The organism is Methylobacterium sp. E-046 (assembly GCF_022829625.1).
Taxonomy (GTDB): Bacteria; Pseudomonadota; Alphaproteobacteria; order Rhizobiales; family Beijerinckiaceae; genus Methylobacterium; species Methylobacterium longum.
In genome coordinates this window covers 128958-144609 of sequence record NZ_JAKSYP010000238.1, presented here as the reverse complement: position 1 = coordinate 144609, position 15652 = coordinate 128958, and the positions used below count along the sequence as shown (strand labels likewise).

Here is a 15652-nt window from a genome sequence, read left to right as displayed (position 1 = left end):
CCGAACGGATCAATCCCCCCTCCCGGCGCCACGTGCTTCGAACGGTTCTGGCCGCGACTGCCGGTACGGTGTTACCTAGCGCGGCCGATCTGAATGGGTCCAGAACGTGGGCCGGGTCGGCGCTTCAGCCGCAGGCCGGCGCGATGACCTTCGAGATCCTGTCGGCCGAGGCGGCACGGATGGCTTCCGCGCCCTACACGGCGCCGGCCGAGGACCTGCCGCCCGCGCTCGCCGCCCTCGATTACGACGGCTACCGTGCCGTCACCTTCCGGCCGGCCGAGAGCCTGCGCCTCGGCGAACACTTCAGCGCGCAGCTGTTCCATCGCGGTTTCCTGCAGCGCAAGCGCGTGGCCCTCCACCTACAGCCGCGCAGCGGCCCGGCCCGGCCGATCCCGTACGAGAGCCGGCTGTTCGACCTGGGCGCGGGGCTCTCCGGCCAGAGCTTCGCGCCGGACCTCGGCTTCGCGGGGTTCCGCCTGCACTACGCGTTCCCCGCCATGCCGGCCTGGCGGCCGAAGGGGTTCCAGGAAGAGTTCCTGGTCTTCCTCGGGGCCTCCTATTTCCGCCTGCGGGCGGGCAACCAGGAATACGGTCTCTCGGCCCGCGGCCTCGCCATCGGCACGGGTGCCCCGGAGGGCGAGGAGTTTCCCGATTTCGTCGCCCACTGGATCTGCGAGCCGGAACCCCAAGCCCGCACCCTGACGGTGCTGTCGCTCCTCGACAGCCCGAGCGTGGCCGGCGCCTACCGGTTCGTGATCGCCCCCGGCGACCCGGCCCACATCGCCGTCACCGCGCAGCTCCATCCGCGCCGGGCCATCGCGCAGCTCGGGCTGGCGCCGCTCACCAGCATGTTCCTGTACGGCGCGAACGGGCCCGGGGCCCGGAACGCCAAGCCGTTCGACGATTTCCGCCCGCAGGTGCACGATTCCGACGGGCTCTGCGTCGCCGCGGGCGGCGATCCGGCCGCGATCGACCGGATCTGGCGACCCCTGGTCAACGGGCGTGCGCAGCCGCAGATCTCGACCTTCGCGGCCAAGCCCGTCGCGGGGTTCGGGCTCCTGCAGCGGGAACGGGATTTTGCCGCCTACCTGGACGTGGAGGCGCGTCAGGAGGCGCGACCCGGGCTGTGGGTCGCGCCGGAGCCCGCCGGCGGCGCCTTCGCAGACGGCGCCGTGCAGCTCTTCGAGATCCCCTCGGGCGAGGAGTACATGGACAACATCGTGGCCGCCTTCGTGCCGAAGGCTCCGGCCCGGCCCGGCACGCCCCTGAACCTCGCCTACGGCCTGACCACGGTCGGCACCGAGCCGGTGGCGGCGATCCCGGAGGCCGCCCTCGCCCGGGTCGCCTCCACCCGGTTCGGCTCGGCGGAGCGCCTGCGTCCCGTCAATCCCCCGAACCCGCGTCGGCGGCTCTGTGTGATCGACTTCGTGGGGCCGAGCCTGCCGACGGGCCCGGACGACGCCGTGGCCGCGGAGGTCTCGGCCAGCGCCGGCACCCTGCACGAGCCGGTGGCCAACTTCGTGCCGCAGACCGGTGGCTGGCGCATCTACGTCGAGTGGCGCCCGCCCGAGCCGATGCCACCGGGCGACGTCGTGCTGCGCGCCCGGCTGGTGCGCGGGGCGAACCCCCTCAGCGAGACGTGGGACGCGACGGTCTGAGACCGTCCCCGAACCGGGTCGGCGGCCGGCGGCCTCCGGGCGCTCCCATCCTTCTCCCACCCCGCGGTGCGGCGGGAGCCGCCTCGAAGGCGGCCTCCAACCGGCCACGCGGGCCCCGGGGGTTCCTCCGCGGCCCGCGCGCACCTCGGGCTTTCGGTCGCGTCGCGCGGCCGACCTTGCGGCGACGCCGCGGCGCGTCCGGGCGGGCGACGGCGCTGCGCTCCGCGCCGGGGGCGGTTCGCGTCCGGGGACGCTCAGGCCGTGCGGCGATCCCGCTCGAGGCGCCGCGCGAGGCGGGTGGCGCCGTAGACCTCGCTCAGGCGGCGTCGGGCCGCGGAGACCGGCGGGGCCTGCCGCTCGTCATGAGCGGCGGCGATGACGCGCAGGGCGGCGGCGACCGAACGCTCCAGGCGGCGCTCGGCCAGGACGGCCGTGTCCCGGTTGGTGTCCAGCATGTGATGATCCCTTGTGCAGGACCGGCTCCAGCCCTCTGGTGGGGCGGTGACCGGCAGCCCCGGCAGGGTTCATCGCCGACTTGACGGCATCATGGCAGCTTGGCCGTAAGCTGTGGACGCGGCCTCACCGCAGCTCCTCGTGCCACGTGCGGCCGTCCCGCTCGATCAGCGCGATGGCGGCGGTCGGGCCCCAGCTGCCGGCGGGATAGGGCCGCGGCGCCTCGGGCCGGTCGGCCCAGGCCTTGAGCACGTTGTCCGCCCAGGCCCAGGCGGCCTCGACCTCGTCGCGGCGCATGAACAGGGTGGCGTTGCCGCGGACCACGTCCATCAGCAGGCGCTCGTAGGCGTCGGGGTAGCGCTGCTTGAAGGTCTCCTCGAAGGAGATGTCGAGGTCGGTCGGGCGCAGGCGCAGGCCGCCGGGACCCGGGTCCTTGGTCATCACCTCGAGCTTCATGCCCTCCTGCGGCTGGAGGCGGATGACGAGGCGGTTGGGCTCGCGGCCGAACGCCTCCTCGGGGAAGATCGAGAACGGCGAGGCGCGGAACTGCACCACGATCTCGGAGAGCTTCTGCGGCAGGCGCTTGCCGGTGCGGAGGTAGAAGGGCACCCCGGCCCAGCGCCCGGACTGGATCTCGACCTTCATGGCCACGAAGGTCTCGGTCCGGCTCTCGTGGCCGAGCTCGGCGAGGTAGCCCTCGACGGGCTTGCCGTCGACGGCGCCCGCCACGTACTGGCCGCGGACGGTCACCAGGGGGATGTCCTGGTTGGTGATCGGCTTGAGGGCGCGCAGCACCTTCAGCTTCTCGTCGCGGACGGAGTTCGCCTCGAGATTGAGCGGGCTCTCCATGGCGGTGAGGCAGAGGAGCTGCAGGATGTGGTTCTGCAGCATGTCGCGCATCGCGCCCGACGTGTCGTAGTAGCCGGCGCGCCCCTCGACGCCCACGGTCTCGGCGACCGTGATCTGGACGTGGTCGATCACGTCCGAGGTCCAGAGCCGCTCGAAGATGGTGTTGGCGAACCGGAGCGACAGCAGGTTCTGGACCGTCTCCTTGCCGAGGTAGTGGTCGATGCGGAAGATCTGCGATTCCGGGAAGACCTCGCCCACGGCGTCGTTGATGGCGCGGGCCGATTTCAGGTCCTTGCCGATCGGCTTCTCCAGCACGACCCGGGACTTCTCCCCGACCAGCCCGTGGCCGGCGAGGTTGCGGCAGATCGAGCCGTAGAGGTCGGGCGAGGTGGCGAGGTAGTAGGGCCGCACTTGATCGGGCCGCTCGTCGAGCTTGGCCACGAGGTCGGCCCACCCGCTCTCCCCGGCGCCGTCCACCGCCACGTAGTCCACGTGGGCCAGGAACCGCGCGAGGACGTCCTCCGTCAGGTCGGCGGCGGGCACGAAGCGCTTGAGGGCGTCGCGGGCATGCTCGCGGAACGCGTCCGTCGACAGTTCCGAGCGCGAGGCGCCGATGATCCGGCTGGTCTCCGGGATCTGGCCATCCCGGAAGCGGTAGAAAAGGGCTGGCAGAAGCTTTCGCGCGGTCAGATCGCCGGTCGCGCCGAACACGACGCAGTCGAAGGAGGCGACGGGGATGATCGTAGCCAAGTGCGGCTCCCGGTTGTCGTGCGCTGGTGTCGTGCGGCGGGTGCGTCGCACCGACGTAACCGGAGTGCAAGGGCTTCGCCAGACGAGGGGCGCCCGGGCCGCGGCGAACGAGCGGCGCCAGGCGCAACGCTCGGGCGCTTCGCCTTCGCGGGCGCCGCCAAGCAACCGGGAGCGGCGCAGCGGGGCGCAGCGGGGCGCAGCGGGGCGTTCCGCGCCGGGCGGGAAGGAGCCCGCCCGGCGTGAGCCGGCCGTCGGGATCACGGCGGGTCGCCGCGGTGGGCGGAGCCGTCACGCCCGAATCGGATCAGGCGGGTATCCGGGAGCGGAAACGCGCGGTGATCGGGGCGATGAACCCGGATCGGCGCGACCGGTATGCCGATCGCGCACGAACATGTCGGGCGCCGCACCGGGCGCGCCCTCATCCCTCCATGTGCCGCTTGAATGCCTCGGAGAAATCCGGGTGCCAGCGCGACAGCGCCGGCCGGTTCTCGATGACGTCGCCCGCCGCCCAGGCGATCCGCTTCCCGTCCTGCGCCCGGGTGGTCTCGTTGTCGGGGCAGAGGATGTAGAAATCGCCGGCCGCGAGCCGCTCCAGCAGGAACACCACCGTCTCCTCCGGCGTCCAGGCGCCGGCCGGCTTCTCGGTGACGCCGCGGGCCCTGGTCAGCCCCGTGTAGACGAAGCCCGGGATCAGCAGGTGCGCGGTGGTCTGGCAGCCCTCCCGGTTGCGCAGCTCGTGGGCGAGCGCCTCGGTGACCGCCTTCACCCCCGCCTTCGAGACGTTGTAGGGCGCGTTGCCGGGCGGGGTCGTGATGCCCTGCTTCGAGCCCGTCACGATGATCGCGCCGGGCTTGGCCCCCTCGATCATGCCGGGCGCGAAGGCGTGGATGCCGTTGACCACGCCGCCGAGGTTGGTGCCGAGGATCCGCGCCCAGGTGTCGGAGTCCGAGAAGAGCTTCCCGCCCGCCTCGATCCCGGCGTTCAGCATCACCACGGCGGGCGGGCCGGCCTTGGCGACGGCCCCCGCCAGGGCCTCCATGGCGCCCCGATCCGACACGTCGGTGGGCACGGCGCGCACCTCGACGGCGGCGAGTTCCGCCACGGCGGCGCGGGCCGCGTCCAGCGCCGGCCCCGGCCGGTCGGCGAGCCAGACATTCATGCCGGCCCGCGCCAGGGCCTGCGCGGCGGCGAGCCCGATGCCGCTCGCGCCCCCGGTGACGACCGCGCTGCGGCCGGGGCTGATGGCGGGGTGCTGACTCATGACGCGGTCCTCGGCTCAATGGCGCCCTTCAGATGGGGCTAACCCGTGCGAAGGCGAGTTGGGGACACGCGGCGGCCGCGCGGACGTGGCGGATCGCAACCCGCGCCGCGCCGTGCTCTGCTGGCCGGTGATCGCGGCCGCGACCGGCGGCACCGGAACAGCCACAGAGTCTCAGGACGCGGAATGCCGAGTCTTCCGAACCGCCGGTCGCTCCTCGCCGGCGCCGCCTGCGCCGGGCTCGCCTCGGCGGCCGGCGCCGCGGGCCCGGCCGGGTTCGGGCCGCTCGGCCGCCCGTCCTGGGCGGGCGACAGCCTCCAGGCGGCGGCGGCGGCCAAGGGGCTGCTCTACGGCTGCGAGGTGCCGTTCCACCGCTTCGACGCGACACCCGCCTACCGGCAGGCGGTGGCGCGGGAGTGCGGCCTTCTGGTCTGCGGCACCGAGATGAAGATGGAGGAGGTCCTGCCCGCCCCCGGCAGGACCGATTTCGCCCGCGGCGACGCGATCCTGCGCTTCGCCAGGGGCAACGGCCAGCACATGCGCGGCCACACCCTGGTCTGGCACGCCGGGCTGCCGGCCTGGGTCGGGCCGCTCCTGGCCCGGGCGAGCGCCGCCCAGGGCGAGGATTTCATGCGCCGCTGGATCGAGACGGTGGCCGGCCATTATCGCGGCCAGATCGTCGCCTGGGACGTGGTCAACGAGATCCTGGGCAACGAGGCCGATCCCGACCGGGGCGGGGGCCTGCGCGACTCGCCGTGGCTCGCCGCGATCGGACCCGGCTACGTCGATCTCGCCTTCCGCATCCTGCGCGAGACCGACCCGGCCGCCGCCGGCACGTGGAACGAGGACGCCGTGGAGCAGGGCGTGCCCTGGATGGAGGCCAAGCGCACCAAGGTCCTGCGCCGCCTGGAGGCGATGCGCGCCCGCGGCGTGCCGATCCGGCGCTTCGGCCTGCAGTCGCACCTCACCAGCACGATCCCGATCGACCAGGGCCAGTTGCGGCGCTTCCTGCGCGAGATCGGCCAGATGGGTCTCGGCATCGCGGTCACCGAACTCGACATCGACGACCGGGCCTTCCCGTCCGACGTGGCGACCCGCGACCGGATGGTCGCCGACCTCGCCCGCCGCTACCTCGACGTGGTGCTGGACGAGCCCGCGACGCTCGACGTCGTGACCTGGGACATCTACGACCCGGACACGTGGCTGAACGACCACCCCTACCGCAAGCGGCCGGACGGCCTGCCCCAGCGGGCGCTGCCGCTGGACGCGCAGTTCCGGCGCAAGCCCCTGTGGCACGCGATGAAGGCGGCCTTCCAGGCCGCGCCCGATCACACCGCTGCCCGGGACAGGCTCAGGCGGGCGTGACGCCGGCGCGACGGCCCCCTTCGGCGAGGGCCGGCTCGGGCGGCCGGTCCGCCAGGAGCCGCCGCCGCAGGCGCGCGCAGGGGCGCTCGACGAGGCCGTACATCCCCCAGCACCACAGCAGCGTCACCGGAAAGGCCGCCAGCATCAGCCCCACCCCGGTCAGTCCGGGGTCCAGGTGCCGGACCAGCGCCACCACGGTCATGTGCGCGAGGTAGAAGCTGTAGGACCACAGGCCGAGCTGGCGCATCGGCCGGCTGGCGAGCCACCGCACCCCCCAGCCGTCCTCGTGCAGCAGGTAGGCGAAGGGCACGAACAGGGCCGCGCTCTGGAGCGTGTAGCGCAGGCTCTCGCGGAAGGCGGGATCGCGCACCGCGAGGGTGCCAAGGATGACCGCGAGGCTCGCGGCCACGTGCCACGCCCGCGGCCGCCACGCCCGGTCGGCCGGGATCACCGGGTTGTTCCACAGGCCGAGGCAGCAGCCGAACAGGATCGCGTCGATCCGGGTGTGGGTCCACGAGTAATTCAGGCCGGGATCGGGCAGGCGCCAGACGTTGAGGCCGCGCAGGGCGAGGACCGCCGCGCAGATCCCCAGGCAGGCCAGGGCGGCCCGGCGCGGCCTCAGGCGTCCGAGCCACACGACATAGGCCAGCGGGAACACGAGGTAGAAATGCTCCTCGATGGCGAGGCTCCAGAGCGGCACGGGCAGCACCGCCTCGGTGCCGAACAGGCCGGGATAGTTGGTCAGGAACGTCGCCTGCCCCAGCACCGCCGCCGGCTCGACCGTCATCCAGTCGAGGAGCCCCGCCGCGTAGAGCGCTCCGGAGGCGAGGAGCGTCAGGTACATCGGCGGCAGGATGCGCAAGGTCCGCCGCAGGTAGAAGGCGGGGAGCGACACGGCCCCGACCCGGGCGCGCTCGATCCGCAGGAGCGTGGTGATCAGGTAGCCGCTGAGAAAGAAGAAGACCGTGACGCCGAAGCCGCCCGGCACCACGTGGCTGTAGCCGCAATGGGCGGCGAACACGATCAGGATGGCGAGCGCCCGCACCCCGTCGAGCTGCGGCAGGTAGGGCATCGCCGCGGGACGCGGGTCACCGGGATCCGGCATGGCGGGGGCCGATCTCCTGTCTGGGTCCGGGCAGCCGTGGCGGACCGGCCCTGTCGTTCCGGGGTGGACGCCGCGCTGAAGGCGGCCCTGCTCGTCCTCGCGGGCGCAGCGACGTGACCCGGGCCGGCGCGCCGTCGATCACCGGGGCGCCGTCAGGGGTGCTTCGCTCCGCTCGCAAACACGACGGTGCCGAAGCCAGCAGATCATGAAATGTATAAGCGCCACTTTCGCGCCGGCCGACATCCACACGAAGTCTCGGACGGCTGAACGGATCGCTGGATGGTGAACCCGCGCCGGCACCCCGCTTCTCGACCGGAGGAGATTGGTAACCACGGCGGCCCATCATCCCCGCCGGCCGCGCCTCCCCGGCGCCGTCGGGAGTGTCGCGTATGGTCCCGGTCCAATCCCGCCGTCTCCTTCGCCCGCGCGCCGTGTTCGGTGCGGGCCTGTCGCTGCTGACGCTGGTCGCCGCCATGGATGTGCGGGCCCAGGCCGTCGGCGCGGGCGCGCCGGCCGGTGGCCCGAGCGCTCCGGCGTCGCCCGCGTCGGCCCTGCCCGCGCCGACACCGCCCGCTCCCGCCTTGCCGGCTTCATCCGCGGCACCGTCCGCGATGCCGGCCAGCGCTCCGGAGGTCGCGGCCGCGAAGGGGCAGGAGGCGAAGGGGCAGGAGGCGAAGCCGCAGGAGACCACGAAGCCGCAGGAGGCGAAGAGGCCGGAGGCGGGCCCCGGCGAGCCCAGGTCCGCGGAAGCCCCGGCGCCGGAGGCGCGACCCGCCCTGGGCAAGCCGCAGGAGGCCGGCAAGGACGCCGCCAGGAAGTCGCGCGAGCCGGCGCCCCTGATCTACGCCAAGGTCTCCACCGACCCGAACCCGACGCTCACCGCGCGCACCTTCCTCGATACCCTCCGGGCGGCCGAGCGCTACGCCGCCTTCGCGGAGGCCGGCGGATGGGAGCGGCTGCCCGAGGATCTGGGGCGCCTGAAGGCGGGCGAGCGGAGCCCGGCGATCCCGGCCCTGCGCCACCACCTGACGCTCACGGGCGATCTCGCCGCGGACGCACCGCCGAGCGACCGCCTCGACCCACCCCTGGTGGCGGCGATCTCGGCCTTCCAGGCCCGCCACGGCCTGCCCGACAGCGGTATCCTTGGCCGGCTCACGATCAACGCCCTCAATGTGCCGGCCGAGACGCGCCAGCGCCAGCTCGCCGCGTCCGCGGCCCGGCTGATGGGCTCGAAATTCCCGTTCGGCGACCGCTACGTGGTCGTCAACATCCCGTCGGCCGCCGTGGAGGCGGTGGAGAACGGCGCGGTGGTGCGCCGCTACGTGGCGGTGGTCGGATCCCCCGACAAGGCGACGCCGGCCGTCGAGACCCGGATCACCGACATCAACTTCAACCCGACCTGGACGGTCCCGGCCTCGGTGGTGAAGAACGAGATCATCCCGCAGATGCGCAAGAACCCGGGCTACCTCGCCCGCAACCACATCCGCATCCTGGGTCCCGCCGGCGAGGTGGACCCGACCCATATCGACTGGGCCGGCGGCAAGGCCGCCAACTACATGCTGCGCCAGGATTCCGGCTTCGACAATTCCCTGGGTCAGGTGCGGATCGACATGCCGAACCGCTTTGCCGTCTACATGCATGACACGCCGGCGAAGTCGCTGTTCGCCGCGAGCGTGCGCTTCCACAGCCACGGCTGCGTCCGCGTCGGCCAGGTCAAGGAGCTGGTGGGCTGGCTGCTGCAGGGCACGGACGGACCGAACGGGCCCGTCACGAATTGGGGCCCGATCGAGATCGAGACCGGCATCGCCGACGGGGAGCGGCGCGACATCAAGCTGGTCAAGCCGGTGCCGGTCACCTTCGTGTACCTCACCGGCTACGCCACGCCGGACGGCAAGGCGCATTTCCGCGACGACATCTACAAGCTCGACGTGCCGGCCTCCGAGCCCGCCGCCACCGGCGCAATCCCGCCGGCCGGCACCGCGCCACCGGCGCCCAGGCAGCCGGCGGCCGGTTCCGCCACGGTCAAGCCCGCCCCGGCCAAAGCTGCGGTGGCCCAGCCGGCGGTGGCCAAGCCCCTCGTTGACAAGCCGCTCTTAGACAAGCCCATCGTGGCCACGCCCTCTGCCAAACCCGTCCCGCTCGCGCCCGCGACGGCGAAGCCTGCGGCGGCCAAGCCGGTGGGCCTCAAGCCCACGGGGAGCCGGGCCGCCGCGGCCAAGCCGGCGACGGACGGTCTCAATCCGGACGGGCAGCCGCCGTCGCGCTGAGGTCCGGCCGGCCGGTCGCAGAGTCTGGACGAGGGCAGGCGCGCGGCCCGGAGGTCCGGGAGGTGCAGGCCGTCCGCGGCGAGCCTGCGCGGCGTTGCCGGCCGGTCCCGAAAGCGTCCGAAGCCCGTCCTCACCGGTCCCGGCCGGGGCGATGCCCCCTACGCGCCCGCCAGCTCGAGCTTCACCTTCACCAACCCCGGATCATCCGGATCCCGGCCCTGTGCGAAGCCGAGGCGCCGGCAGACCGCCAGCATCGGCCGGTTCTCGGACAGCACGGTGCCCTCCACCCGTCCGATCCCCTCGGAGCGCGCCCAGTCGATCATCAGGCGCATGAGCGCGAAGGCGAGGCCCGTCCCCCGGACGTCGCGGCCCACCGCGATGGCGTACTCGCCGCTCTCCTGGTTGGCGTCGGCATGCAGCCGCACCGCGCCGAGCATCCGCTCGCTGCCCTGCGGCTCCACCTCCGTGGCCACGAACGCGATGGCCCTGGCGTAGTCGAGCTGCGTCAGGCGGGCCAGGAAGGCGTGGCTGAACTCGCGGACCGGCCCGAAGAACCGCAGCCGCACGTCCTCCGGGTCGAGCTCCTTGAAGAAGGCCAGGAACAGGCCTTCGTCCTCCGGCCGCACGGGCCGCACGCGGATCGTCCGGTCCTTGAGGTTGAGGGTGCGCACCCATTCCGCTGGATAGGGCCGGATGGCGAAGCGCGGATGGCCGCGGCCGTACCGCCCCGTCTCGGAGGGCCCGATCCGCACCCGCGCGTCGAGGGCCAGGACGCCGGTCTCGTCGGCCAGCAACGGGTTGATGTCGAGTTCGCGCACCTGCGGCAGGTCGGCGGCGAGCTGGGAGAGCTTCACCAGGGTCAGCGCGATCGCCGCGAGGTCGGCCGCCGGCACGTCGCGATAGGCTTCGAGCCGCCGGGCGACCCGGGTGCGGCCGATGAGGTCGCGGGCGAGGGTCAGGTCGAGCGGCGGCAGGCCCAGCGCCCGGTCGTCGATCACCTCCACGGCCGTTCCGCCGCGGCCGAACACCACCACGGGGCCGAAGACCGGATCCTCGGCGAGCCCCGCGATGAGCTCGCGGCGCTGGCCCCGCCGGACCATGGGCTGCACCGCGAAGCCCGTCACCCGCGCGTCCGGCCGCTCCCGGCGCGCGCGGGCCAGGATGCGGCCCGCCGCCTCGCGGACATCGGCCTCGGCGGTCAGGTCGAGATGGACGCCGCCGATATCGGATTTGTGCACGATGTCGGGAGAGACGACCTTGAGGGCCACCGCGCCGCCCGCCGCGATGGTCGGCCAGGCCGCCGCCGCGGCGGCTTCCTTGTCGGGGGCGAGGATGATCGGCACGGTCGGGATCCCGTAGGCCTCCAGCAGCCCGTTCACGGCGACCGGGTCGAGCCACGCGGCACCCTGGTGCAGGGCGCCGGCGATGATCGAGCGGGCGCGCGCCACGTCCGGGGAGAAGTCCCGCGGCAGCGAGTCCGGCGTGCGCATCAGGTCGTCCTGCGCCTCCCGGTAGCGCACGAGGTGCAGGAACCCCTCGATCGCCTCGGAATCGGTGGTGAAATGCGGGATCCCCGCCCCCGCGAAGGCGTCGCGCGCCGCGTCGGGATCGCCCAGGCAGACCGCGAAGAGCGGCTTCTTGCGCGTCTGGCCGGCGCGGGCGGCCTTGACCGTCTCGGCGATCGCGCCGGCCACGGCGCCGGCCTCCGAGCGGGCGGTGGGGACGTGGATCGCCAGCACCGCGTCGCTGGCCCGGTCCGCCAGCAGGGGCGCGAGCGCCGCCGAGAAGGCCGGCCCGGCCGCATCGATGCCGAGGTCGAGGGGATTGCCGGCCGGCCGGCCCTCGGCCGCCGCGATGCCCGCCAGGGTGCCGGACCGCTCGATCAGCCGGTCGGCGGCGAGCAGGCCGATGCCGCGTCCGTTCGACACGATGGCGAGCCGGTCGCCCGGGAACGGGCGCTGCCGCCCCAGGGTCTCGACGGCGGAGAACATCTCGTCGAGATCCTGCACCTCCAGCAGCCCGGCCCGCCGAAAGGCCGCTGCATAGACGGCGTCCGGTCGCGCCAGGGCACCGGTATGGGTCACCGCCGCGCGCGTGTCGGGCCGGTGGCGCCCGGCGCGCAGGACCACCACGGGCTTGGCGCGGGCGGCCGCGCGGGCGGCCGACATGAAGCGGCGGGCATCCCCGATCCGGTCCAGGCAGAGCAGGATCGCCCGGGTGCGGTAGTCGGCGGCGAAATGATCCAGGCAATCGGCCACGCCGATGTCGAGGACGTTCCCGAGCGACAGGACGGCGGAGAAGCCCGTCCCGTGCCGCGCGCCCCACTCCACGATCGCGGCGGCGACGGTGCCGGATTGCGAGACCAGCGCCAGATCGCCGGCCTTGGGGGCGTGGGCGAACAGGCTGGCGTTGAGCCGGGCGCCCGGCACCGCCAGACCGGCACTGTCGGGGCCGAGGAGACGCAGACCCTGCGCGCGGGCGATCCGGTGGGCGGCCGGTCCGGGATCGTCCGGCCCGGAGCCGAGACGGGCGGTCAGGATCACCGCCGCGCCCACGCCGGCCTCGGCGGCCTGGGCGACGACCTCCGGCACCTGCGGGGGCGGCACCGCGATCAGGACGAGGTCCGGGACGGTGGGCAGATCCGCGATCCGCGGCACGCAGGCGAGCCCGTCGACGGTCGCATGGCCGGGCTGGACCGGCATGATCGCGCCGGGGAAGCCGGCGCCGCGCAGGGAATCCAGCACGCTGCGCCCCAGCGAGCCCTCGCGCGCCAGCGCGCCGACCAGCGCGACGGAGCGGGGCGCCAGCAGCTTGTCGAACCGGTAGGTGCTCACGGACGACCGCTCACGGGGCCGCCGTCACGGGATCGTGTCCCGCAGGCTGTTCTGGCCGGCGCGCATGTGGTGCCCCTCGCTTACGGCGGGATCGAGCGGGAGCTGTCGGGCCGCTCCCCGCCGTACCAGATGGCGCGCTCCGCCGCGTGCGCAACGCCTGACAGCCTCAAGTTCGTGGCGCGGCCCTTCCACGCTCAGCGCGCCGGCGCCAGCACCCACTATGGCTAATATCCACTAGCCTTTATCCTCAGCAAAACGGCTCTTGTGGGCCAAAGTGAATCGGACTTGCCATCAAATTCACATGACCATAGTAACTGCGACTTAACCCCGCTGTATCGGGCTGACCAGAAACAGATTCCGGCCATGCGCCAGAAAGAGGCGTCCCGGGCCGGGGTCGCGAGGAGGAACCAGGATGGATGCCACGGCTGAAGGGCAGACGGACTATCTCACGTTGTCGGTCGACATCGTGTCGGCCTTCGTGAGCAACAATCCGGTGCCCGCGCCGGAACTGCCGGCCCTGATCGCGGCGGTTCACGCGACCCTGCACGGGCTCTCCCAGCCGACGGCGGCCCCCACGGAGGAGTTGCGGCCCGCGGTCTCGGTCCGGCGCTCGGTCCAGCCCGACTACATCGTGTGTCTGGAGGACGGGAAGAAGTTCAAGTCGCTCAAGCGCCACCTGCGCACGCACTACAACATGACCCCCGACGAGTACCGGCAGAAGTGGGGCCTCGCCTCCGACTACCCGATGGTCGCGCCCAGCTACGCCGCCGCCCGGTCGGACCTCGCCAAGAGCATGGGCCTCGGCCACCAGCGCCGGAAGGGCTGAGGGCGGGCCCGCCGCGTCCACAGCTTTCCCGCGGCGGTTAGGCAACGGGCAAGCCGCGCTTGCGAGGGTTCGGGCACCGTCCGCGTGCCCGAGATCCCACCGAGCCCCATGCCCGGCAATCCCAGCCCCGTCGCCCGCCTGTTCTGGACGGCCGTGATCGGCGGCCCGTTCGCGCTCTGGTACGGCCGGCCCGCCCTGGCGGCGACCGGATTCGCCCTCGCCCTCGTGGCGCTGCGCCACCTCGTGCGCCGGCGCCGCTTCCGGGCGCGGGTGCGCCGGATCGCGCGGGCACACGGGGAGACGCTGGCGCTGCGGCGTCGGCAGGAGAGCTTCCGCGACGCCTACGGCAACTGGATCGAGGACGGCTGGCTGCGCGAGCGGGACTACTTCCTGGACCGCACGGTCCTGCCGCAGATCGCCCCCCGCTACGCCGACCTCGCCGTCTCGGAGTGGGAACGGATGCGGGCGATCGTCGAGGCCGAGGCGGCGGCCGTGGCGCTGCCCGACGAGGAGGACGCGCCGGAGGACGGCCTCGACTACGAGCGGTTCTGCGCGGCGCGCCTCGTCCAGGCCGGCTGGCGGGCGCACCGGACGCCGGCCAGCGGCGATCAGGGAGCCGACATCGTCGCGGTGCGCGACGGCCTGCGCCTCGTGGTCCAGTGCAAGCGGCTGAGCAAGCCCGTGGGCAACGCCGCCGTGCAGGAGGCGGCCGCCGCACAGCGCTACTGGTCGGGCGACCGGGCCGCCGTGGTGTCGAATGCCGGCTTCACCCCGGCCGCCCGTCGGCTCGCGGCGGCGACCGGCGTGCTCCTCCTCCACCACGACGCGCTGGACGCGCTGGACGCGCTCGACCGCGCGCCGGCGTGAGCGGGCTCAGGCCAGGGGGCCGGGGATGGCGAGTTCGGCCTCGTTGAGCAGGCGCGCCTCGTGCCGGCGGACGAACAGCCACAGGGCCAGCCCGCCGAACACCACCAGGGCCAGCAGCGTCAGGCCGACGGGCCCGACGATGTGCTCGATCTGGCGTCCGCAATAGTAGGAGCCGATGCCCATGCTGGCGGCCCAGACGATGCCGCCCAGGGCGTTGAAGGCGAAGAAGCGGCGCGCATCCAGGCGGTTCACGCCGGCGAGCACGGCCGCGTAGGCCCGCAGCATCGCGGTGAACCGGCCGAAGAACACGATCTTCCCGCCGTGCTGGCGGAACAGGTACTGGCCGAGCTTGAGCCGGCCGTGGTCGAGGGCGATGAGGTGGCCGTAGCGCAGGAGCAGGGGCATGCCCCAGCGCCGCCCGGCCCAGTAGCCGACATTGTCCCCCAGGATCGCCGCCCCCGCGGCGGCGGCGATCACGAGCCCGATGTTGAGGTTGCCGGTGCTGCCGGCGTAGACGGCGGCCGAGATCAGCACCGTCTCGCCCGGGCAGGGAACCCCTGCGCTCTCCAGGGTGATGACCACGAAGATGGCGATGTAGCCGTAATTCGCGATCAGCTCGGCGATTGGCAGGTCTTGCAGGAAGGCCATTCGGTCCTCGGGCCGGTCTTCGGGCGAAACGCGGCGACAGAAGCCGGCGGAACGTGGCCTTAAGAGGGCCGACCCGCGGCGCCGACCGGCTCAGAGAACCTTCAGCAGCGCCTCGGCCCCCGAGGCCTCGGCCTTCGACGGGGTCTCCTCGACGTTGAGGTTCCGGACCACGCCGTCCTCCACGACCATCGAGTAGCGCTTCGAGCGGATGCCGAGCCCGAAGCCGGTGCCGTCCATCTCGAGGCCGAGGGCCTTGGCGAAATCGGCGTTGCCGTCGGCGAGGAATTCCAGGCCTTCGGCGCCGCTCGCCTTCGACCACGCGTCGAGGACGAACACGTCGTTGACGCTGGTCACCGCGATGGCGTCGATCCCGCGACCGAGAATCTCGGCCTTGTGGGTGACGAAGCCCGGCAGGTGGTTGCGGTGGCAGCTCGGGGTGAAGGCACCCGGCACGCCGATCAGCACCACGCGCCGCCCTTTGAACACGTCGTCGGTGGTGCGGGCGATCGGGCCCTCCGGGCCGATCACACGGAAGGTGGCCTGGGGCAGATGGTCGCCGACCTGGATCATCGCGGGGTCCTCGTTGCCGCGCGCTGGGATCGCACGCGTGAACAGCGCGCTTGACCTAGCGTGGCGGGGTGGGCCTGTCGAGCAATCGGCCGCCGCACGACGTCGTGGGGGTGCACCGGTGCGGCCGGACGAGGCCACGCAGCGCCGCGCCGTGCGAGGTCGCGGGTGCGTCGCGGGACACGGGACGGCCGCAGGCCTGCCG

At 73.2% G+C, this 15652-nt stretch carries 12 protein-coding genes; 5 read left to right on the top strand and 7 right to left on the bottom strand.

The features are described from left to right. Positions 1-143: 143 nt before the first annotated feature. Entirely contained in the window at positions 144-1658 is a 1515-nt protein-coding gene (locus tag MKK82_RS25485; RefSeq protein WP_238286940.1) for a glucan biosynthesis protein, read from the top strand. A 254-nt stretch (positions 1659-1912) separates the two neighbouring features. Here the strand turns inward: MKK82_RS25485 and MKK82_RS25480 are convergent, their stop codons facing one another. From MKK82_RS25480 to MKK82_RS25470, 3 genes are all read right to left on the bottom strand, one after another. Further along, complete coding sequence (locus MKK82_RS25480; RefSeq protein ID WP_238286941.1) at positions 1913-2113, bottom strand: hypothetical protein; 201 nt, start codon at positions 2111-2113, stop codon at positions 1913-1915. A 124-nt stretch (positions 2114-2237) separates the two neighbouring features. Continuing rightward, complete coding sequence (gene zwf / locus MKK82_RS25475) at positions 2238-3710, bottom strand: glucose-6-phosphate dehydrogenase (protein WP_238286942.1); 1473 nt, start codon at positions 3708-3710, stop codon at positions 2238-2240. Between the two features lie 418 nt (positions 3711-4128). Next, positions 4129-4971, bottom strand: coding sequence for an SDR family NAD(P)-dependent oxidoreductase (locus MKK82_RS25470; protein WP_238286943.1), 843 nt, complete (start codon positions 4969-4971; stop codon positions 4129-4131). A 183-nt stretch (positions 4972-5154) separates the two neighbouring features. Here MKK82_RS25470 and MKK82_RS25465 point away from each other — a divergent pair, with 183 nt between their 5' ends. Beyond that, positions 5155-6333 carry an endo-1,4-beta-xylanase gene (locus tag MKK82_RS25465; protein WP_238286944.1) on the top strand — a complete coding sequence of 393 codons (1179 nt, stop codon included), beginning with the start codon at positions 5155-5157 and terminating at the stop codon, positions 6331-6333. Here the strand turns inward: MKK82_RS25465 and MKK82_RS25460 are convergent. Continuing rightward, complete coding sequence (locus MKK82_RS25460) at positions 6320-7438, bottom strand: acyltransferase family protein (RefSeq protein ID WP_238286945.1); 1119 nt, start codon at positions 7436-7438, stop codon at positions 6320-6322. The genes MKK82_RS25465 and MKK82_RS25460 overlap by 14 nt on opposite strands. A gap of 389 nt (positions 7439-7827) precedes the next feature. On the opposite strand from MKK82_RS25460, the gene MKK82_RS25455 reads away from it, so the two are divergent. Continuing rightward, complete coding sequence (locus MKK82_RS25455) at positions 7828-9705, top strand: L,D-transpeptidase family protein (RefSeq protein WP_238286946.1); 1878 nt, start codon at positions 7828-7830, stop codon at positions 9703-9705. Between the two features lie 158 nt (positions 9706-9863). Here the strand turns inward: MKK82_RS25455 and MKK82_RS25450 are convergent, their stop codons facing one another. Beyond that, positions 9864-12539, bottom strand: a complete 2676-nt coding sequence (locus MKK82_RS25450; RefSeq protein WP_238286947.1) for a bifunctional acetate--CoA ligase family protein/GNAT family N-acetyltransferase — start codon at positions 12537-12539, stop codon at positions 9864-9866. A 412-nt stretch (positions 12540-12951) separates the two neighbouring features. On the opposite strand from MKK82_RS25450, the gene MKK82_RS25445 reads away from it, so the two are divergent. Both MKK82_RS25445 and MKK82_RS25440 read left to right on the top strand, forming a co-directional pair. After that, the gene (locus MKK82_RS25445) at positions 12952-13365 is read left to right on the top strand and encodes a MucR family transcriptional regulator (protein ID WP_238286949.1); all 414 of its coding nucleotides are present in this window, start codon (positions 12952-12954) and stop codon (positions 13363-13365) included. Between the two features lie 108 nt (positions 13366-13473). Further along, a complete protein-coding gene (locus MKK82_RS25440) occupies positions 13474-14232 on the top strand; it encodes a restriction endonuclease (RefSeq protein ID WP_238286951.1) in 759 nt (252 codons plus the stop codon). Between the two features lie 6 nt (positions 14233-14238). Here MKK82_RS25440 and MKK82_RS25435 read toward each other — a convergent pair whose 3' ends face one another. After that, positions 14239-14880 (bottom strand): DedA family protein, encoded by a 642-nt coding sequence (locus tag MKK82_RS25435; RefSeq protein WP_238286953.1) that lies wholly within the window; start codon positions 14878-14880, stop codon positions 14239-14241. Positions 14881-14970: 90 nt separating this feature from the next. Next, positions 14971-15450: a peroxiredoxin gene (locus MKK82_RS25430; protein WP_238286954.1), complete on the bottom strand. Its 480-nt coding sequence runs from the start codon at positions 15448-15450 to the stop codon at positions 14971-14973. Positions 15451-15652: the final 202 nt, after the last annotated feature.

Coding starts and splice junctions, on each gene's coding strand:
- MKK82_RS25485 (WP_238286940.1), top strand. CDS start 144: ATGACCTTCGAGATCCTGTCGGCCGAGGCGGCACGGATGGCTTCCGCG.
- MKK82_RS25480 (WP_238286941.1), bottom strand. CDS start 2,113: ATGCTGGACACCAACCGGGACACGGCCGTCCTGGCCGAGCGCCGCCTG.
- MKK82_RS25470 (WP_238286943.1), bottom strand. CDS start 4,971: ATGAGTCAGCACCCCGCCATCAGCCCCGGCCGCAGCGCGGTCGTCACC.
- MKK82_RS25465 (WP_238286944.1), top strand. CDS start 5,155: ATGCCGAGTCTTCCGAACCGCCGGTCGCTCCTCGCCGGCGCCGCCTGC.
- MKK82_RS25460 (WP_238286945.1), bottom strand. CDS start 7,438: ATGCCGGATCCCGGTGACCCGCGTCCCGCGGCGATGCCCTACCTGCCG.
- MKK82_RS25455 (WP_238286946.1), top strand. CDS start 7,828: ATGGTCCCGGTCCAATCCCGCCGTCTCCTTCGCCCGCGCGCCGTGTTC.
- MKK82_RS25445 (WP_238286949.1), top strand. CDS start 12,952: ATGGATGCCACGGCTGAAGGGCAGACGGACTATCTCACGTTGTCGGTC.
- MKK82_RS25440 (WP_238286951.1), top strand. CDS start 13,474: ATGCCCGGCAATCCCAGCCCCGTCGCCCGCCTGTTCTGGACGGCCGTG.
- MKK82_RS25435 (WP_238286953.1), bottom strand. CDS start 14,880: ATGGCCTTCCTGCAAGACCTGCCAATCGCCGAGCTGATCGCGAATTAC.
- MKK82_RS25430 (WP_238286954.1), bottom strand. CDS start 15,450: ATGATCCAGGTCGGCGACCATCTGCCCCAGGCCACCTTCCGTGTGATC.